The 19,265-nt window shown below is 64.9% G+C and carries 17 protein-coding genes and 2 pseudogenes; 1 reads left to right on the top strand and 18 read right to left on the bottom strand.

Going from position 1 to position 19,265, the window contains the following annotated elements; translation table 11 throughout:
• Positions 1-5 precede the first annotated feature (5 nt).
• Both AMD14_RS11905 and pilL2 read right to left on the bottom strand, forming a co-directional pair.
• Positions 6-656 (bottom strand): hypothetical protein, encoded by a 651-nt coding sequence (locus AMD14_RS11905; RefSeq protein WP_040146965.1) that lies wholly within the window; start codon positions 654-656, stop codon positions 6-8.
• Positions 653-1,255, bottom strand: a complete 603-nt coding sequence (gene pilL2, locus AMD14_RS11900) for a PFGI-1 class ICE element type IV pilus protein PilL2 (protein ID WP_011051460.1) — start codon at positions 1,253-1,255, stop codon at positions 653-655. Before pilL2 ends, AMD14_RS11905 begins: the two co-directional genes overlap by 4 nt.
• A 308-nt stretch (positions 1,256-1,563) precedes the next feature.
• Between pilL2 and AMD14_RS11895 the strand changes: the two genes are divergently transcribed.
• Complete coding sequence (locus tag AMD14_RS11895) at positions 1,564-2,682, top strand: hypothetical protein (RefSeq protein ID WP_011051459.1); 1,119 nt, start codon at positions 1,564-1,566, stop codon at positions 2,680-2,682.
• A 265-nt stretch (positions 2,683-2,947) separates the two neighbouring features.
• Here AMD14_RS11895 and AMD14_RS25560 read toward each other — a convergent pair whose 3' ends face one another.
• The 16 genes and pseudogenes from AMD14_RS25560 to AMD14_RS11810 all read right to left on the bottom strand — a co-directional run bounded on the left by AMD14_RS25560 (position 2,948) and on the right by AMD14_RS11810 (position 18,435).
• Entirely contained in the window at positions 2,948-3,211 is a 264-nt protein-coding gene (locus AMD14_RS25560; protein WP_306345873.1) for a hypothetical protein, read from the bottom strand.
• Positions 3,212-3,487: 276 nt separating this feature from the next.
• On the bottom strand, positions 3,488-4,108 hold the full coding sequence (locus tag AMD14_RS11885) for a hypothetical protein (protein WP_040155627.1): 621 nt from the start codon (positions 4,106-4,108) through the stop codon (positions 3,488-3,490).
• Between the two features lie 157 nt (positions 4,109-4,265).
• Positions 4,266-5,018: a hypothetical protein gene (locus tag AMD14_RS11880; RefSeq protein WP_015463244.1), complete on the bottom strand. Its 753-nt coding sequence runs from the start codon at positions 5,016-5,018 to the stop codon at positions 4,266-4,268.
• Positions 4,942-8,652: pseudogene (locus AMD14_RS24670) on the bottom strand (hypothetical protein). Before AMD14_RS24670 ends, AMD14_RS11880 begins: the two are co-directional and overlap by 77 nt.
• Before the next feature lie 87 nt (positions 8,653-8,739).
• Positions 8,740-8,937, bottom strand: a pseudogene (locus AMD14_RS25320) (hypothetical protein); the annotation flags it as partial.
• 36 nt (positions 8,938-8,973) lie between these two features.
• The gene (locus AMD14_RS11860; protein WP_011051453.1) at positions 8,974-9,609 is read right to left on the bottom strand and encodes a DUF1629 domain-containing protein; all 636 of its coding nucleotides are present in this window, start codon (positions 9,607-9,609) and stop codon (positions 8,974-8,976) included.
• Between the two features lie 469 nt (positions 9,610-10,078).
• A complete protein-coding gene (locus AMD14_RS11855) occupies positions 10,079-10,402 on the bottom strand; it encodes a hypothetical protein (RefSeq protein WP_011051452.1) in 324 nt (107 codons plus the stop codon).
• A gap of 69 nt (positions 10,403-10,471) precedes the next feature.
• A complete protein-coding gene (locus AMD14_RS11850) occupies positions 10,472-11,050 on the bottom strand; it encodes a hypothetical protein (protein WP_125459527.1) in 579 nt (192 codons plus the stop codon).
• Between the two features lie 134 nt (positions 11,051-11,184).
• The gene (locus tag AMD14_RS11845; RefSeq protein WP_015463239.1) at positions 11,185-13,458 is read right to left on the bottom strand and encodes a helicase-related protein; all 2,274 of its coding nucleotides are present in this window, start codon (positions 13,456-13,458) and stop codon (positions 11,185-11,187) included.
• A gap of 169 nt (positions 13,459-13,627) precedes the next feature.
• Positions 13,628-14,737: a DUF6094 domain-containing protein gene (locus AMD14_RS11840; protein ID WP_011051449.1), complete on the bottom strand. Its 1,110-nt coding sequence runs from the start codon at positions 14,735-14,737 to the stop codon at positions 13,628-13,630.
• Positions 14,738-14,801: 64 nt separating this feature from the next.
• Positions 14,802-15,455 (bottom strand): hypothetical protein, encoded by a 654-nt coding sequence (locus AMD14_RS11835; protein WP_011051448.1) that lies wholly within the window; start codon positions 15,453-15,455, stop codon positions 14,802-14,804.
• A 77-nt stretch (positions 15,456-15,532) separates the two neighbouring features.
• A complete protein-coding gene (locus AMD14_RS11830) occupies positions 15,533-15,793 on the bottom strand; it encodes a hypothetical protein (RefSeq protein ID WP_011051447.1) in 261 nt (86 codons plus the stop codon).
• A 14-nt stretch (positions 15,794-15,807) separates the two neighbouring features.
• Positions 15,808-16,215: a hypothetical protein gene (locus AMD14_RS11825; RefSeq protein ID WP_011051446.1), complete on the bottom strand. Its 408-nt coding sequence runs from the start codon at positions 16,213-16,215 to the stop codon at positions 15,808-15,810.
• Between the two features lie 107 nt (positions 16,216-16,322).
• Positions 16,323-16,667 (bottom strand): hypothetical protein, encoded by a 345-nt coding sequence (locus AMD14_RS11820; protein WP_011051445.1) that lies wholly within the window; start codon positions 16,665-16,667, stop codon positions 16,323-16,325.
• Positions 16,668-16,759: 92 nt separating this feature from the next.
• Positions 16,760-17,461 (bottom strand): DUF3275 family protein, encoded by a 702-nt coding sequence (locus AMD14_RS11815; RefSeq protein ID WP_011051444.1) that lies wholly within the window; start codon positions 17,459-17,461, stop codon positions 16,760-16,762.
• A 59-nt stretch (positions 17,462-17,520) separates the two neighbouring features.
• Entirely contained in the window at positions 17,521-18,435 is a 915-nt protein-coding gene (locus AMD14_RS11810; RefSeq protein ID WP_011051443.1) for a DUF3577 domain-containing protein, read from the bottom strand.
• Positions 18,436-19,265 lie beyond the last annotated feature (830 nt).

The following is a 19,265-nucleotide window of genomic DNA, read 5'->3' as shown; positions in this document are numbered from 1 at the left end:
CCGGCCTACCGCGAGCGCAGCGGCAGGCGGCGCACCTGCTCGCCCACGGTGAACTGCGCGGTGTCCCGCTCGATCGCCTCCAGCCGCCATCCGCGTTCCTGGTCGCCCTCGCGCAGGAGCCGGACTTCGGCGGGCGACGCACCGTTCGTGGGCACGATCGCCAGGAAGGGCACGCCCCCCCGCAGTTCGGTGCCGAGGAGCGCGAACGGCGGAGGGCTCGGCGGAAGGGGCTCCGGGACCGATGCGTCCGATGCGCGGGGCTTGCGGACCGCGGACGGGCGTGCCGCCATCTGCGACTGCAGTGCGTCGGTGCGCGCGGCCAGCGCGGTCAGCTCTTCGGTTTTGGCCGCCCCGGCCTGGGCTTGTTCCAGGCGCGTGATGCGTTCGCCGATGGCCTGCTGCGCCGCCGAGAACGCCGCTTCGCTCACGAACGGCGGTCGATGCTGCGCCGCCTCGAACGCACCGCGCAGCTGCGCCAAGCTGTCCCCCAAGGTCTGCATTTCCGCATCGAGGTTGGCGCTCTGCGTTTCCTGCTCCATGCGCGAGAGCCGGGCCGTGTTGAATGCCGTCGTGATCCCGAGCGCCAGGACGGCCACCGTCCCGGCGACCAAAGGCCAGCGCATGCGGGGGCGTCCGCCCGGTGGGAGGGAAATCATGGCAGCTTCTCCGAGGGCGAATGGCGGGGCGCAGCGTTGATCGGCGGCATCCGCGCATCGGGCGGGTGAGTGCTTGGCGTCGCGGTGGCAGCGCCGACCGACTCGGCGCGGCGGAAGCAGACCTCTCGATGGGCTTCGTCTACATCGAGAATCCAAGCGTTGCCCGACATCGCCAGAAGGGCCGTGAGGAGCGTGGTCGGTCCCAGGTGCACGTGGGCCGCGGGCAGAGGCAACGCGTACAGAACGGCGCTGTCGGCATCGGCCGGGCACAGCCTGTAGCCCGATTGCCGAAGGAGATACTGCAGCCCGTCTTGCACGGTGGCGTGGTCCGAGGTGGGTAGCGTTATATCGATCGTCTGCATCAGCAGGTCGCGCTGTCCCTCGATGGGGGCGATCTCCACGAGCGTGTAGCGTCCCTGCCGGACAACGGGCACCGCGGGGAACGACGGTGCGGTGCTGACGCCGGAAGCGGGCGATGCGGCCGGCGCCGCCATGTGCCTCGCCAGCGGCGCACCGGTACAGCCGCTCAGCAAGGCCAGAGCGAGGAGGGTGGCGGTAGGGCCAAGGCTGCGGGGCTCGGGCAGGATAGGAGGCGGCATTCAGTGCATCCCGGCATTTGGATGGCCGGACGATGCGGGAATGTGTTCCTCTGGTCAGGCAACAAACGGGATTGCGGTGATGCGCTTTCGTTGGCAGGCCGGCATTTCAAGCCTGCGTAACTAGAGCATGTTCTGAACTTTGAGCGCCGCAATAGGAGTGAGGCTAGAGTGCAGTGATGCTCCCGCTGGCGATGCCGGGTTCGGCGCTGGTTTGAAAGTAGGATCCACAGACGTGCAAGCTAGGCGATCAAACGGCAAGCCAACGATGGGTTTGGTCGGCCGGCTTTCGAAGGATAGGCGGTGATGCGATGAAGCTAAACAAGGCTTGGTGGGAGCATCTGGCACCGAAGTCTATGATTGGACGGCGGCGCGAGGTTGAGCAGCTTCTTGAAGACTTCGTGCGGTCCTCCGACTACGGGTGGGAATGGGCGCGGGTGGCTGCGAATCCCCACGGCGTGTTTAGGCTCAAGCCAGGTCAAGTGATACCTGTGGTGCACATGATTTTCATAGGCGACCGTCTGGGATTCACCTCTCCGTCTCCGAAGCTCATGGATGGGCACAGAACGGTGGACCGCAAGCTTGCGTATGGGCTCGGCGCCCTGAGCGAAGGCGAGTTAGCTATCCCGCCTACGATTTCGGTGGAAGTCGTTAGTGACCCCGCGTACTTGGTTGCGGCCATGCGCAGATCTACGCAGATTGACCAAAGCACCATCAGGAGGCCTAGCCTTGTATTTTCGGTGCCTGCGCACTTCCTACTATCGCCCAAGCACTACCCCGAACGCGCATACGTTCTTTACCAGCACATCTTCGGCGCTGGTGCGTCGTACCCCGACGATGGGTTCTTTTATGTTGGTGTGTCCACCCGTAGCTGGCAAAAGCGCTGGTCCGAGCACCGCCGCGCGATTGAGGCGGGCAGTCCATTGCTTTTCCATCGCCGATTTCGAGAAGAGCAAGAGGGCGGGCGTCTCACGTACGTGCACCACAAGGTAATGGCTATCACCGACGATCTGGAGCAGCTCTATGAGGCGGAAGAGTTTCTGGTGGAAGGGCATTGGGATGACGAGCGCCGGCTAAACATGGTGCCGGGCGGAAAGAGCGGCCTGCGCTACCTCCGCGAAAACGGATTGCTTTCGAAAGGCGTCGTTCCTCTGCCCGATGACCGCAACAAGATTGTGCACAAGTGGCTGAATGACCATCCCCGCTTGGGATTACCGGCGCCATGGGTCGCTGAAAAGTGGAGGGACAACGACTGGGCGGTAGCGCAGATTTGCGGGCGGGACGGTCGCTTGTCCGTGGTCCAAGTCAAGGCGATACGCGAGCTCGCCAAAAACCACACGCCAGAGGAAATTTACGTGCGCATCGGGGCGAAAGACGTGAATCAAGTGAAACGAGTCTTGGATGGAAAAACCTACGCACGAGTAACCTGATCTTCCAGATGCTGTACCAAGCCACCACGGTTCGCGCTGGTGGATTTTTCCATCCTTGAAAAGTTAGACAAAAGCCGGCGGTGCACTTCACGCCGGCAGACGCACAGGAACACGCCGAAGTCGACCAGCTCTGCGCCGCAGTACAGTAGGCCACGGGCCACGCTGTCGAGCTGGCTTGGGCGGACCAAGGCTAAACCAGAGAGAAAGCGATCATGCTGCCCAAAGCCGCACGACTGCTGGCTTCTGCCTGTAGTTCACAACATGCTTATCCAATTCCGAGCTTGTTCTTCGTCGTCTTGGCAGGCGTGATGGACACGCGGCTCATGCAATCGAGTTTGCCGGCAGGAAACGAGTACGCGACGATCGCGTCGCCGACCTGCGCGCCCAAGGTGTAGACGGCGTGCTCATTGGCTCCGCGCGCATAGTCCATCACGATGAGGCTCGGATACTGGCGCCGCAGCGCTGCCATAGAGATGCAGCTGCCTGTCACGTCGAAGGACGCCGAATCGGCGCGGTTGTCCGCTCCCATGACCACGACGGCGTTCGACGCGAACAATGATGGCGCGATTTCCGTCGACTTCCCGCGAGGCTCCTTCCCATTGGATGCAGCGGTTGAGGCGGAGCGGGGCGAGACGATTTTCAAGACGTCCCTCCCGTCTCCCGGAAGGGCCAGGGCGATTTTTTCAGAGAAGGCCCAGAGCTGTTTTTCGGCAGCGGCGGGAGCGCGCGGTGCGGCTGCGGCAGGTGCCAGCGGAGCCGTCGCGAGGACGACCGCGCCCAGAGCGGCGACGAGAGTCTTCATGGCTTACTGCTCCTCTTGCGACGGGGGATTGAGTTTGTCGTATTCGTTGCCGTAGTACACCTTGTAGTTCTCACCGGTGGTGGACGTGACATTGGCCTCGCAGAACGCATCCCCCACACGCTCGGCCAGATCGTTGCCTCCGGCCGCGATCGTGGACAGCAGCGCCGAGGCATTCGCCGCGATCAGGCTGATGTCGGCGCTTCCCTGGGAGGTGTCCAGTATCTCGCTGCGCGCAGTGGAGTTGTTGAGCACGGCCCGTCCTTCATTGGTGCAGGCCTTGGCAATGTAGTCTTCCCGCGTGCCGAGCACCCAACCCTGGTCCAGGTACAGATGGCCCATCTCGTGGCTGACCATGGATACCCTGGAGTACAGCCCCGGGATGTCGTTGGAGGCACACGAATAGTTCTGGATGTAGACGGTGCTTCCGGGCTTGTCCAGATAGGTGGCTGGACCGTACACGAAGGGGAACGTGGTGCCGTTGACCTGGCCCGTGAGCGTGCTGGAGGCAAAAATCACGAAATCCACGCACTCGCCAAGTCCCGTGTTCACGGGCTGCTGCTGTGCGTGGGCCGGAGGGACACACAAGGCCGACATGGCGATGACGGCCGCGCTGAACAATCTCATGCTTCCTCCTTCCGTGGGGTGTGAGGGTTTTCTAGAACAGGCAAAGGCTTGAATGCAAGCACCGTGCGCTGCGAATTTGACGCGGATCGCGGTTGCCCAGGCGCAGGAAAGCGGACTCCGAAGAGGCCGCAATGGCGCCCGGCTGTGATGGCGGGAATCAGTGTGGTTGTGATTCGCGCAGGGTGACCACACGGTACTGGCCGCGGTCGCCGTAGCGAGGCCCCTTCTTCTCGAAGTCCGCGCAGAGCCGGTCGTTGCCGCAGGCGACGAGGTTGGCCCGCGCCACGCGATCCAGATAGGCGATTTCCGCCCGGCGCTGTTTCGCCTCCGCGAGGGTTGCGCGGGCGCTTTGGAGTGCGTATGCCACGGCGCACAGCCCCATGATGGCCGCCACCCCCATCGCGATGGTGCCCATCCACATCCGGCGCATCACCGTGGTTTCCAGCGATTGCTGCGCTTGCGCGTAGCGCTGGGTGGCCTGCTGCAGCTGCTGGTTCGTCGCGGTCATCGTGCGGTCGAACCGCTCGGCGGCGGGATCCAGCGCGACCGAGAGCGCCTGTTGTGTCAGCTGCGTCAACCGCGGAAGCGCGTTCTCCACGACACGATGGACGCGCTGATCGGCGTTGTTGACTGCGTTCTGCAGCAACTGCATCTGCTGGCGGACCTGATCTTCCAGGACCTGTTCCCGCCGCTGCAACTGCGCGATCAGCGCCGCCATGGCCTGGATCGATTCTTTTGCTGCGCTTTTTCCGCCTTCGTCGTCTGGCACCGCTGAGATGTTGTGCATGTCCATCGTGGTCTCTTGAGGATTCAATTCGCCTTCCGGGTTCTCGCTATCCGCCACCACCACCACCACCGCCTCCTCCGGCGCCTCCACCACCACTACCTCCGTCACCGCCTCCTCCTCCATCGCCCTGCGGCCCGCTCTGCATCGCGGGCCCGTGGGCGAACTGGGGCAGCGTCATCACCATCACTGGACCGCGGCTGGTCTGTATCTCGGCCGAGACGTCCATGCCCAGCGCCTGGCGCGTCGTCACCTGCTCCTGCGCCTCCTGCTGCGCCTTGGCATCCAGATGCGCATGTCCTTGCTCCGCCAGGGCAGCGCTGTGCGCGCTGTTAGCGACGCGCTTCAATGCCTGCTCGATGGCCAGATCGTTCTTGCTGTCGATGGCGTACAGCAGGTCATCGACATCTGGATCACCAGTGATGGTCTTGCGGGTGGGTGGTGGACGATCCTCGTCTTGCTCGCCAGCAAGGTGCGCACCCGCCAGAGGTGGCGGCGCAGCTTCTGCGGCCATGGAGGGGGGCTTCCTCAGTGCAGAAGGGCCATCCGGGTCATACCCTTCACGCAGCTCCAGATCCGTAAATGGCTGCTCGCCGCGCTCCACGCGCGCTTGCCGGGCCTGTGCGATGCGATCTTCCGTTTCGAGCTCCTGTTCGAGCCGGATGCGCAGCTCGCGCATGGTTCGCGTAATCTCTTCCCAGGAGTCCGGATCCGGCACAGCCGGGGCCGCAGGCGCCTGCTCATCCGATCGAGCCGCAGACGGCGGCTGGGGTGCATCGGCTTCGTTCTCAGGCACGCCGGCGGAGCGGCCGGCAGTGGGCCGTGACACGGGAAGTTCTGGCGCCTGCGCGAGGTGTGGAACGGCCGGCAACGCTGCAGTGATGCCGGAGACTTCCGGCGCCGAAGTCTCGGATGTCGGCTCTGAGTGCTGCTTGCCAGGATGCTCCGCCAGCAATCGTTCGGCTGGAGCGTCGGATACGGGCGTAGTGGGCGTGTGCAACGACTCGTCGGACTGCTGCTGCGCTTGCGGTGTGGACAGGTATCGGCTCCCTTGCGGATCCGGTACTGGCCGCGCTGCTTCCGGCGATGCGGGCGAGATCGCAGCGCTCTGCAGCGTCACTGACTGGACGCTGTGGGCAGTCTCTTCCTGGGCGTGTCGGTCCTGTATCCGCTGCTGCGCGATGTCAATGCTAGGGGCTGGCACGTGTTCCGCCGGTGGCTCCGCGGAATGCTGGGCGAGGCTGTCCCGGGTGGGATGCGGATCGAGGGTGCGTGGCTGGGTGTCGTGAGCAGGGGGCATGGCCTGCTCCGCCGATGGGGCCTCCTGCCTCGGCTCCTGCTCGTGCCGTAGAACCGCCCGGTGCGGCTGCAGGGCTTGCTCTGGATGCTGGGCGTCTTGCGCCTGCCGGCGTTCTTGCGTGCGCTGGTCGGCGTCCTGGGTGCGGCGTGCTTCCTCCTCTCGTAGCTCAGTCTGCTGGGCTTATCGATCCAAGGTTTCTTGCTGCCGGGCGTCGTGCGCTGCCTGCTGCTCACGTTGTTCGCCCTGCTGCGCGTCGAGGGCCTGCCGTTGTTGGTGTTGCTCTTGCTGCTGCAACTGCTGCAACTGCTGCGACTCTTGCTGGCGGAGTTCCGAAACCGCATGCGCCTGCAGCGCCGCAGCGGCCTGTGCCCGATCGTCATGGGATGCCTGCTCCTGCAGCGCGTGCGCGCGTACCTGCGCCAAATGTTGTTCCTGCGCCTGTCGGTCCTCCTGCTGCCGCTCCTGGCGTTCCTGCGCGGCATTGGCCGCCTGGCCGCGGGCCTGCACATCGAGCGCGTGCTGGTTGGAGGGAGAAGCGTCCGAGGTGTCCGTATCCGCGGAGCCTTCGGAGGGACGCTGCGCGGAGGCCACCTGCTGCATGGGCACGGCCGAATGCTGTCGTGCCTGCACCTCCCGCAGCGCCTGGCGAATGTCCTCGGTGCTGGTGACCGCTGCGATGCGCTCCACGCCATCGGGGCCGCGTTGGAGATGGGTGATCGGACTGTCGGCGCCGTACTGACCGCCCGGCCCGCGTTGCAGCTGCATGGCGCCATCGCCCGCGAGTCCTTCCGCTTCGCGGGTGCGCTGCGTCGCCAGCTCGATGGCCTCTTGCCATTGGGGCTGCAGTTCCGTGCCCACGATGCGGTACTGGTACAGCGTCTGCTCGCGCTGCACGTCCTGCGGCGACGGCGGCGATTGCTGGATGGTGGCGATCGCCTGTGCCTGCTCGGCGAGTGCTGGCTGCAGCATCGCGCGCGTGGTCTCCAGTTCCAGCACGCGATTGGCATCGGGCGGAGCGCCTTGGCCGGTCCACTGGCCCTCCATGTTGCGGTAGTACCGCTGGCCGTTCGAGGCGATCAGGGCATCCGGGTCTGGCAGCGCCTGCTGGACCGCGGGCGACATCGGCAAACCTTCGGCGGCCCAGCCGCTTCGGTGGTAGGTCAGTTCATAACGCGCGGCGATCGCGCCGGGGCTGTTGGCGATGTTGTGGGCGATGACTGCCTGCGCCTGCGCATCCAGTTCCGCCGCGCGTGGCGGCGAGGCGGTCTCCTGCTCATAGCCGCCCCGATCGTTGGCACCGGAGATCTCGGTCTTGACCAGGCGGTGCCATTGCCCGTCCGCCGTATCGCGCCTCCAGTCGGCAGCGTTTAGGCTCGGTCGGTCGCCGGCATTGGCCGGTTGCCGATAGGGATCTGTGGGCGCGGGTGCGTCTTTGAGTGCCAGCGCGGCGGCGGCATTGGTGGCGTGGTAGTTGAGTTCACGGGACTTCGCGTAGCTGGCGACGATCGGCATGGCGGCGGGGTTGTCGATCCCGTCGCCGGTCGTGTCGGCCATGCCGCCCCGCGACCAGGCACGGCCATCGAACGACCATGCAGTTCCGTCGCGATCGGTCTGGTGGTAGATGGCGCGGTTGTCGAGCAGGGCGGCGGCTTTCTCGCCGGCGACACTCATGAAGTACGCGTCGGCCGCGATCAGCACCATCGGTCCGGCGCCGGAGCTGCCCAACGCGTAGGCGGCAGCGGTGCCGCCGGCCCAGCCACCCGCATTGCGGCCGGCAAAGTGCGCCAGCTCCGATTGCGCAGCCAGCGGGTTGTCCTGGCCGAGAAAGCGTACGGAGCGTTGACCGGAGGTCACCGCGTCGGCGGCGGTGACGAGCAGCCCGGCACTGCGCAGCGCCTGGCCCGCCGACAGGTCGCCTGCCAGCAACTCGGCGGTGGCGAAGCCGCGTTGCGAGAGAGGGGTGTAGGGGGGCGGTGATGCGCCAGCTACCTGGCGAATCCCGCGTGCGGCACCTCCGATGGCCGTCGGCGTGTCATCCAGTACCTGCTGGATCAAGGCCGCATTGGATTCGGATAACGTCACACGTCCGGCGTCCTGCGCGTGGGCGATCGCAAGGCGGAACTCCTCCCGTCCGACGATTTCCCGGACCGCAGGCTCGTAGGGGGCCGCCACCAGATTGCTGCCGGTGGCGCGCGCAGCATCGATCACCCGCACAATGCGATGCTCCGAGTGGGTGACGGCCGCCCATTCGGACTCCACGGAGCCCATGGAACGAAGGGCTTTCAGTTGATCGGCATGCGTTGCCCGGTAGTGGTCGAGGTCGGAAAAGGTTCTGTTGTTCCGCGCATTCGCCTGGTCCTTAGTCAGGCTGTCCGGCGTCGTTGCTAGAGCATCGCCGTTGACCAGCGCAACCTTGAGGGTGTCTTGGAGTTCGGCGACTCTGGCGTTGACCCTTCGCAGCGCGGCAGGGTCGTCAGCTAGCGCGGCAACACCATCGCCGGTATCGGCGATGCTATCGAGCTCTTGCCGAATTCCTTTGGTGTAAGAACTGCGAGTCCGACCTCTGTGCGGTGAGGTTTCAAGCGCGTCCGCCAGTCCACCGTCTACTGGAAGATATAAACGATTCGCTGATGTGTGTTCATCGATCAGCCCATGTTCCACCAATTTTTTGAGCAAATCATGGTCACGAAAAACACTTTGCTCAATGACATGATGACTTTGCAGGATGGCATCGTTGGCCGGCATGCGCCTCGGCTCCGAAGGGGGGCGATAGCAGACGGATCAGTATTTCGCGGCGTCTTCAAGCCAGACGCCGCGCGAACGAGGGGCTTTTCCAAAGCCGCCTTCCAGTAGGGCATCGCGCAGCACGCGATCACACACGATGAGTCGGCTGTTGTATGGCGTACGGAAGACATGGGCCGTTCCGACCACGTCCTGGATGAACGCCAGGCTCGCGCCACCAGCTAGGCTGTAGTGTTTGCCGGCCGGGTAACCTTCCGTCAGGATCTTCAGAGTGGATGCAGCCTCATCGAGCGCATCCAGCGTTCTGACCACATCGCATAGGAAGTAGGGCGGACCTTGGGATCCGTCCTCCATAACGAACTCGCAAGGCACGAATGCAAATCCATCGGGATCGACAGATTCGAGGATCTGTTTCAAGGGCTCTGAAGTCAGCCAATAGCCGCTGAATCCTCCTTGCAGATCCTCCGGCATCCGTCCCTGGCGTTTTTCATAGCGCAACCGCGGCTTCTCGCTCAAAGGCGGAAATCCGCCGCTGCTAGGGCGAATGATTCCCTGTCCGGCGGGGCGAAGTTCTTTCTCGTTCTCGAACACTACTCCATGGCCGGGCCCACCACCGCGCACGTCGGAGCTGAGAACATAAAACTCGCCCACCTTCGGCTTATTTTTCATCGTCATCGGGTATTGACCTTTGTAATGACCTGAGCGATTTCCGCGTTCAATTCCTATCCTCTGGAGTCAGCGGCATCCGACCGCCACAAGCCATCGGAGCTGTGCTTCACTCCGATTCCTGCGCCCCGAATCGCTTCGTACATGACGCGGTCGCACCCCACGCCGGAAGGCTTTCTCCCATTCTGAAAACATGTGCGCTCCCGATGGGTTCTTCCTCGAAAGACAGTCGCGCCCTCTTGAAAAGTTGACGATCTCAACGTCTTCGCCCCAGTGGTGGTCTCGGTGCGAGCCGTTATGAAAGAAATCTCCAGAGGCAGAGGTCCGGTTGTCCAGTCAGCTTGCCACAAACCCGCAGGAAGCTCGACCACGCGAGTCACCGTGTTTGCAAAGGTCCGCCTGTGTGCGGGGAAGCACCGCAGTCACCGAATGCTGGGATTCCGATCACGTTCTCATCGAGCGAAACGCCTGAGGTGAGTCACTTGCAGTACGCCAGCGCCGTCACCCGGTACTTCTCGGTGAAGCTGCTGGGGTTGGGGTTCACCGTGGCGCCGACGCTCGCCACGGTGAACCCGTTCGGGCAATGCCGCCTTAGATCGCTCTCGCAAGGAGGCGCGGTCGTCGCGTCGAACGTATTGCCAGGCTCGTTGCAGGTGGCAAGGTAGCTGCCGTCCTCGCGGCTCTTGAAGGAACCCAGCCAATCGTCGAAGCGATGCATGCCGCGGTCCACCGAAGCGCAACCGGCCAAGGCCAGGGTCAGCGCGACCAGGAATGCCCGAGCGACGAGTGATTGCTGCGGCATCTGCGCCCATCCTGGGTTCCGGAAAACCTCTGCGCGCGCCAGTTTGCGCGCTGGATCGATGCTATGGCGTCACTCGATCTTGAGTGTGAAGTTGGCGTTAATCGCCCAGCTGCCACCGCTGTTGCCGAAGCTCAGCGCCGTCTGAAAGCTGCCCGCCGTCGGGGAATTCCAACTCGCGTTCCATGCCCCGTCAGCGTTCCTGCTGAGCGCGGCGCTGGCGCCGCTGGCGAACTTGAACTCGGTGCCTATGGAGTCGTTCGAAAACGAGAACGACGCATCGCCCACGGTGACCCTGCCGGATCCGCTGAGCTCTCCGCCCGGGGCGAACGATGCGCTCAACTCGAAGTTCTCCATGCCGGTCCTGAAACCCACACGGCCATCCATGGAGCTTCCGTTGGTGGAAGCGGAGCCGAAGGCATTGCCTCGCTCGACATTGACTTCGGCGCCACCGGTCTTCACCCGACCGTTGAACCTCGTGGTGGAAATCTGGCCGCTGAAGGTGGCCCCGATCACGCGACCGTTTTCCCTCCAGACATCGGCCTTGAAGGGTATTTCATCATCGGGAAGCGGTTGGCCGGGCGTCGGGGGCCGTGCGCTCGGCAGCGCGTCCCGATCGGAGGTGGTCGGTGGTGTGCGCGAAGAAGTCATGCTGCTCTCCAAGTGGCTCGACAAGCCGGGTAGTGTGTATGGCAGCGTCCATTGCCGAGGTAACCCCTGGTAAGGAGATGCGCGCAAAAAAAAAAAGCGGCTCCCGAAGGAGCCGCCAACGATTGCCACGAAGATCAGTTCACCAGTTGCCGCGCGAGCGCGACTTCGACGGAATCCCCGTCCTGGTTCAGCACATCGAGCCCGCTCTCCGGGATGTCTCCCGAAGTGCTCTGCGCCACCATGATCTTCTGGGCCATCAGCTTCAGGCAGCTCATTTGCGAAGAAGCGGCGTAGCCGAGATAGATCACCTTGATGCATTGCGTCTGGCCGATGCGCCATGAGCGCCGTGCTGCCTGTTGCAACGAGTACACGTTGTAGCCCGATTGCATGAACACGATGGTCGGAAACTCCAGCAGATCCAGTCCGGTCTTGACCAGCTCCGGATTGGTGATGAGCACGTCGATGCCGCGGTCCAGCTGCTCGGCGATCCAGTCCTCGCGGCGGCTCGCGTCCACGCTGGCGCGGAGCACGGCCACCTTGAAGCCCTCGACTTCGAGCAGCCGCTTGAGACGCGAGGTCGTGTCGCGCGTTCCGGTGTACACCGTGTAGACGAGCGTCTTGCGGCCCTGCGCCTTCTCCTGGCGGCAGATGTCGATCAACTCCCGTTCCTTGGGCATCGCCTGCGCGTCGTGGAACTGGGCGGGGACGAAAGCCAGCGTGTCGCGTGTGCGTGGATGCACGACGTTTTCCGCGCGGAAGCACGTGTCCGGCCAGGCCAGCAGCACGTTGAGGACCACACCGAGGAGCGTCGTGTCGCGACGGGCCAGGGCCTGGCGCAACGCGCTGGTGAGCGCGATCGAGAGCGCGCTGTAGGCGCTGGCCTGCGCGGGCGCCATCGGAACTTCGCGGAACTCCTCGTCGTACGGGGGCAGCACGTCACGCCCGAGGTCCCGGAGCTTGAGGAAGATCGTGAACGGCAGCACGCACCGCAGCACACCCTTGGGACCGAAGCCCGGTGCCTTGACCGTTCGGACACTGGTCTTGCTGCCCTTGGCGGTCTTGTGCGCCGTGCCGGCGCTCTCGGAATAGATGTCCTTCAGCACCCCGTGGTCACGCATGAACGCCATCGCCGCCGAGGTCATCGAGCCATTCTTCGCCGGCCGGTAGCCGTCTTCGATCATCCGCCCGGGCAGGGCGCGGAACAGCAGATAGAACAGGTCGTCGCCGTATCCACCCATCAGCGTGCCGGTGAGCAGCAATGCCTTGCGGCACTTCGCGGCCAGCACACCCATCGCCTGGCCCTGGGCACTGCCCCCGTTCTTGTACTCGTGCGCCTCGTCCGGGATCAGCAGGTCGAACGTGCCTTGCGGCAGGTAGCGTTTGATGAACTCCGTGGGCTGGTAGCCGCCCTCGCCGAAACCGAACTCCATGTTCGCCATGGCGCGCTCCATGCGCGTGGCCTGCCGGTCAGAGAACACCAGTTCGCCATTGGCGTCCATCAGGTTGATGAACTCGTGGATGTTGTCGCCCAGCATCGAGGCCAGAAAGCCGTCGCCGAACTTTCGCATCAGCTTCTGCGCGGTGGCTTCGCCGATCGTGGGAATGCGCTGGAGCGCCTTGGCGACGGCCGAGGACTGGGCGTTGCCGGACAGGCTCTCGGGCCGCATGAGCGTCCACAAGGGCGCGGCGCAGTGGCCGCACTTTCTGCGGTGCTCGTCCTCGTCCAGCATGGCCGGATGGACCGGCTCGCCGTCGAGGTCGGTGACGACATGGCCGCAGTCGGGGCACGTCGCCACGTCGCCGTGGCGGGTGCGCCGCACCGCGCAGACGGGCTTCCAGTGAAAGCCCATCCGCATCCTCACCCGGCCGAGGACGAAGAACTCCTGGCCGGTGGGCCGCTCGCCCAACTGCTCGCGCAGCTTGATGAGTTTGACCAGGGTATCCGGGCCGTTGAGCACCCAGACCCTGGCACCGGCAACCGTTTCGAGGATTTCGCGCCGCCACTTGTAGACCAGGTGCGGCGGCGACAGCACAAGCGTGCGGCGGTAGCCTTCGGCGTGCAGCACGGCGGCCGTGGCGATGCCCACGGTCGTCTTGCCGCAGCCCATTTCGCCGTTGACGATCGCGGCACGCTCGCCGCGGTCGATCAGCAGTTCGGCGGCGGCATGGACCACCTCGGCCTGCGCGGGAAACAGCCTGCGCTTGAGGCCGGCGACGATGCGCTGGCGATGGGCTCTGGGTTGGCCGCTGTAGACCGGTGGGTTGGCGCGGTTGAGGGACTCCAGCAGTTCGTCGCCGAACTCGGCGACGAACTCAGTGAGGCTCAGCTCCAGGGGAGAAGGCTCCGCGCCGAGCAGGTCGCCCTGCACGGGTGCGTTGTCCGCGGCGGTATCGATTTCGAAGGACATGGTGATGCTCCATGAAAAATGGGGCATGCACCTCCCCTGCGGGGCGATGGCATGCCCCGGCTGGGAAGAAAGATCGGCGGTCCGCCGACATGGTGAGGAAGAGCAGGGCGGTGGCGCCCCGTGGAACGACTGCGGTGGGCGGCGGTGCGCTGCCCTGAAAACAAACCGATCAGCGGATGGTGAGAACTTCGCCCAAGGTCGCGGAGCCTGGAGTCATGTCCCAGGCCCGGATGACCGGCACGAACTTGTCGGTGAGGATGCGGGTTTCGGCCACCGAGCCGTCATCGCGCTCGGTGAACTCCCGCTGGAGCGTTTTGTCCTTGTGGGTATCCCCTCGGACGACGAGCACGCGGCCGCTCCTGGAGCGCACCACGCCGGAGATCGCGCCAGCAGCCAGCGCGAGCGCCAGATGCCATGCGGACAATGCCCGAGCCGGCGGGCGCAGCGACTGCTGCGCGGCACCCAGGTGCGTGTCCAGCATCGGCCACAGCCCACGGAGCCGTCCGACTTCCTCGGCGAACTGCCCGGGCTCCATCGTCACGCGGTAGAAATGCTCCGGCTCGCACGGACTGGTGGGAACGCAGTAGGGAAGAAACGGCCAGTCGATCGGCAGTTCGTCGGCTTGCACGTCGCCATGCCCGATCCGCAGCAGCAGATCGCGCGCCGCGGCGGCGGGCTCGGAGACCAGCTCGCGCTGGCGTGTCCGGCGCCCGAAGACCACCACCTGTTTGAACTGCGTCTCCACCGCCCGGTAGACGCGCAGGCCGTCGAAGTGGCGCGTGAGCCACCCGACCAGTTCGGCATCGAGCACGTAGCTGGGCACGATGAAGACGAGCACGCCGCCGTACTGCAGCAGGGGCAGGGTGCGCTGGTAGAAGAGCTTCTCCAGGCGCGCTCGGCCCTGGCCCTGGTAGCCGATGTTGCCGTTGGCATCCTTGGACAGATCGCCGTAGGGCGGGTTGAGCCAGAGCAGGCCGAAGGCCTGGCGGGAGACCATCGTGTCCATCAGGTCGCCGTGCAGGCAGTGGTCCACCAGCGAACGCGCGTGGGCCGCGCGCTCGCCGTCGTACTCGACGGCATACGCGGTGACCTGCGCGCGCCCGAGGGCGTGGGCCGCCTCGGCGATCGCCACGCCTTCGCCGGCGCAGGGATCGAGGATGCACATCGGACCGCTGTCGGGCGCGAGGGCGGACAGCACCCGCGCGAGCGTCGACTCGTCGGTGGGGAAGTAGCCGGCCTTGATGAAATTGCGCGCGAGGCGCGGAAACATGAGTGCCATGGAATGCTCCTGGTGCGGTGAGAAAAAAGGGAAGGGGGCCTGCATCGCAGGCCCATCGAAGGCGTCAGGCGCGTCGCCCAAGCGGCTCTGCCGGGAGGACGTCCTGCGCGCAGGTGCGCAGAACGCCGCGGCGGATCAAATCGCCAAGCGCTTGGGTGAGCACGGGCACGTCCAGGGCCAGCCGATGGCCTTCGAGCGGCCCGAGGGCCAGTGGAAGACGGCTCAGCATCGCGTGGGCGGACAGCAGCTCCAGCACGGTGTCGCGCCAGTGGTCGAGCAGGGGCAGCGGGCAGGTCTGCCGCACCAGCGTCCACAACCGTTCGGTGGATGCGGCATCGGCCTTGGGGATCAGTGCGAGCGCGCTGGCGTTCGCCTTGTCGGGCTGCACGCAGCGGCGATCGAACAGCCACAGGTGGACCATGGAGCCGAACAGGGTGCGGCGGTAGGCGCGGGTCGTGCGCTTTTCCAACTGTTCGGCGTTGCCGACGAACACGGGAAGCGATGCACCGTCGCCGGTGACCAGATGGAACTGGTCCAGGCCTTGGGCGTCGCCTGGCAATGTCAGGCGCGCCAGGAACTCCTGGATGGCGGTATCGCGTGCCCAGACGGACAGAAAGACGAGTTCGCCCTGTGCGCCGCAGACGCAGGCATCGGCCATCAGGTCGGGGCATTCGTCGATGGGGTACAGACGCGGGGTGGAAGAAGGGTTTGCGGGCATGGTTGTGTCCTAGGATGAAACGGGAACAGCACCGCCCGCCGGGGCAAGCACTGCCCCAGGGGATGGAAGAAAGCCGCTCAGCCCGGCAAGAACCGCCGGGTGTGCGGATCGAAGCGAAGCACCTCCTTTGCCGAGGTGATCGGCGTGAAACCTTCCAGGTAGATGTGGCGGAGGTACTGGTCGCGGTAGGTCAGTGCCTGCCGTGCCTGTTCCTCGGTGAGGCCGTGGCGAATGAAGTGCTCCCGCATTTCCTCGTCGCCGGACACTTCGTCGTTGGACAAACTCCCTTCGACGAGTGCCAACAGCGAGGGCGAAAGCGCCGCCAGGATCGCGTCCATGTCGGCTCCATCGCTCAGGCGGTCGGCGCCGCGGCGGATGCCGTGGCCACCGTGGGCGTGCGACGCCGCGCGTGGTAGGCGCGAACGCCTGCACGCCAGTCGGCGGACTGTTCTGGCGCGAGGTCCAGATAGGACAGGGGGCACGAGTAGTAGTAAGGGTGCATGCATTCTTCCAAGGGCTTGTGACCCCATTGGTCGCCGCTGCGCTCCAGCAGATCGCAACGGATGCTGCGCAGGGACTGGCCCGGCGCGAGGTCGCGATGCACGCCTTCGGCCTTGGCGGTCACTTCCGATACGGACCAGAGGACATTGCCGCGCAGCGCATGGGCGACGACCTTCACGCTGGCGCGCTCGGTCTCCTGTGGTGCGATCAGTTGCGCGATCAGTGCAGACCGCGATTGGGATGAAAAATACCAGCCCATGAGAGGCCTCCTGGAATAAAAGGACCGAAGGTCTCCCCCGCGGGGAAGAACCCCCGGCGGGTGGTGAAAACGCCGCGTGTGCGGCAATTGGAGCGAGTGGCCCTTCGTCAGTCCGAACCGCAACCGGCGGGACAGCAACCCAGTTCGATGCCGTGCGAGCAATAGCCGTTCTCGGCATTCCACATCTGGGATTCCCGCCGCTCGGCAGGTGTGGCGTAGTCCCATTCCCGGGCGATTTTCAGAGCCTGTTCGCGCTGGTCTTCGGGCAATCGACCGGCGAGCGCATCGATGGTCGAACTGAAGCATGCGACGTAGTAGTCGTGAGACAAGCCGCAACCCTTGTTGGCGCGCGTGGCGACTTCGTCGCACACCGTGCGCCACGAGGATTCATCGAACGCGTGGGGCATGCCATCAGGGTGCGGTGAGGCGGTGCTGCAATGGATCGTGGACATGGTGAAGATCTCCAAAAAGAAGCCGGAGTGCGCTTGCGCACGGGAAAGCGCTCCAGCGGGTAAGGAAATCACCGCGGATGCGGTGCACAGACCTACGCCGCCTGGGGTTCCGGCGGGCGTTGCCATTCCTGTGACCTGAAATCCAGCGCATAGCCGAGTGCGCCCAGGCGAGCGATCTGCATGCGCAGCGTGCGGCGGTCGATGGTCGAGTCCAGCTTGACGGACTCACCCAGGGGCCACAGCACGCCGAACAACGCAGCGTCCTCGCTGTCGGCACCGCTGGCGGTGGCGGCTTCGGTCGCGGGAGCGGATAGCGCTTCCACGCCGAACGGCGTGGTATCGATCAGTGGGTCTCTCGATGCCCGCTCGGGTGCGGGCTTGGGAGCAGCGGGACTCGGCCCGGGAGCGGGTGCCGATGCGGTCGTGGCCGGTGCTCCCGGTTCCTCGTCCAGCGGATCGACGTCCTGCGGCGCAAAGCTGCGGGCATCGTCGCGACTGAGCTTGTCGATGCCGTGCAGCGCCATGCCATCCAGGCTGGCGCGGATCTCGAATCGCATGCCGCCGCCGACCGGGTAGGACTTGGGGAAGATGTAGCGGATGACGAATTCCCCGTCGTACTTGCCCTCCGGATATTGCTCCAGCTCCGGATCCTTGACCTCGAACACGCCGAGGTGCGTGGCGAGCCGGCCGACGGTGAAGGGGCCATTGCGGCCGCGGATGGTGCGCAGCGTGAGCTGGCCTGGGACGACGATGGGCGACACCGATGGTGGCTCGTGTGCCGTGGTGGTTGCCATGTGGTTCTCCTTGGGTATCGGGACGAGAAGACAGGGCCCCGCGAGGGGCCCTTGTGGGATCAATACGAATCGGCCAGAGCCGGCTCCCGCTCCCGTGCCTCGCCGTCCGGCTCGCACGTGGCGGGCCCGGTGGCGTGGTCGTCGGTCGTGGGCGCGTCCGCGTTGTCGGACCCGGGCGCTTGCTGGTCCGGCGATGCACCGCGGTCGGGTTCCCCGGCCGGGTAGACCTTCTGCCCATCGATCTTGATGAGGCCGATATGGACGAGGTTGGACTCCAGGCCCGCGGCGGGCTCGCCCGCGTGTTCGCCCTTGGTGCGGATGTACGGATCGATCGTCATGTCGTTCAGGCGGAAGGCGATCAGCACCTTGCGATCGGACTCCACGGCCTGGATGCAACGTCGCACCAGATGGCAGGCTTCTTCCGTATCGACCCTCGTCTCGATGTACCGGTACGCGGGCTGGTCGACCGGGCCCGCGAGCGCGGCGATGCTGCACGACAGGAATGGGTCACTGTCCTTCGGACGCACGTCCTCGGGACGGTTGAGGTAGCCGATGCCCCGGGTGATGATCTCGTGCGTCTCGATGGCATTGAACTCGGCGCGATCGATCAGTTCGGCCTTGAGCAGGCGGCCTTTGATGCTCGCGGCGGCCTCGCCCTTGCGCTCGCCGCTGGTGCGGAGGTACGCGTCGGGCCAGATGTCGCCGATGCGAAAGCGCACCAGCGGTCGGCTGCGGCGATCGTTCTCGCCGAGGTAGCGTTCCACCAGCTTCTTGGCCTCGGCACCGGAGACCCGCATGTCGAAATAGCGGTAGCCCGGATCATTCGCGGATCCGACCAGCGCTGCGATCTTGCAGGCCAGGAACGGCTGGGCGCGCCGGCCGCCCCGGACGGGGACTTCGCGGACATCCTGCAGGTAGCCGATGCCGGACGTGTGCAGGTCGAAGTACGACTTCGTTGGGGATGGGGTATTCATGGTGGATCTCCATAGGACGAAAGCTGAGACACACCGACCCCAGCATGCGGGGAGAGTGCGTAACCCCGCGGTGGGTTGGGTTGGCGAAAAGCATCCGCCACCGGGAAAACCGGCGGCCGTTCGCGCGAAGGATGCGAAGCGAACTGGTTCGGTCACGCAGTTTGCGGGCCGCGCGCAACCTCGAAGACCGGAGGTTGCCTGGCATGTCGCCGAAATCTTTCGGCAGGCATGCGGTGAGCGTCCCGCATGCGCGACCGGCGTACCAGCGACAACCCGACCGGCCGGCCCACCGTATTGCGCCCACTGCACCCGTTGCGCACACGAAAATGCGCCCAAAAAAGTGCCTGCGTCAAGCCCCAAGTGGAAATCGTCGAGGGCTCAAAAGCTTATACGGGACAAGGTGTTAGCTCTACTTCGGGCCGCTTTGCGAGGCTGCGGCTTCGTGGACTAGGAGCCAATTAGGAGCGTCGGGCGAGAAAGCTGGATCGCAATTGGTCGTGCTGGGAGTGCCAGAGAACGTCTAGCCTGCATGATCCTAGCCCATCGGACTCTGTCTTACAGAACGAAACAGAGGGATGACTGAGCAGCCTCCTATTTCGATTTACGAATTCTCGTTCGAAAGCTCTTGACTCAGTACCGAACTACTGTCTTCGGCCAAGGCCCGGCGGCGGGCATGTTTGGCCTGTATGGCGCGGTGTTGGCGCCGACGCTTTGGGCGGTTGGGTGGGCGTCTTCTCGCTGCTGGTTCTGGTGTTCGCGGTCACCCTGCTCGACTTTGGCCTGCAAGCGGGCAGATCGCCAAGGTTCACAATCTGGTGGACTAGAAGGTG

Source organism: Xanthomonas citri pv. citri, assembly GCF_000961215.1.
Taxonomy (GTDB): Bacteria; Pseudomonadota; Gammaproteobacteria; order Xanthomonadales; family Xanthomonadaceae; genus Xanthomonas; species Xanthomonas cissicola.
The sequence above is the reverse complement of the archived record's forward strand: the minus strand, read 5'-3'. Positions and strand labels throughout refer to the sequence as shown.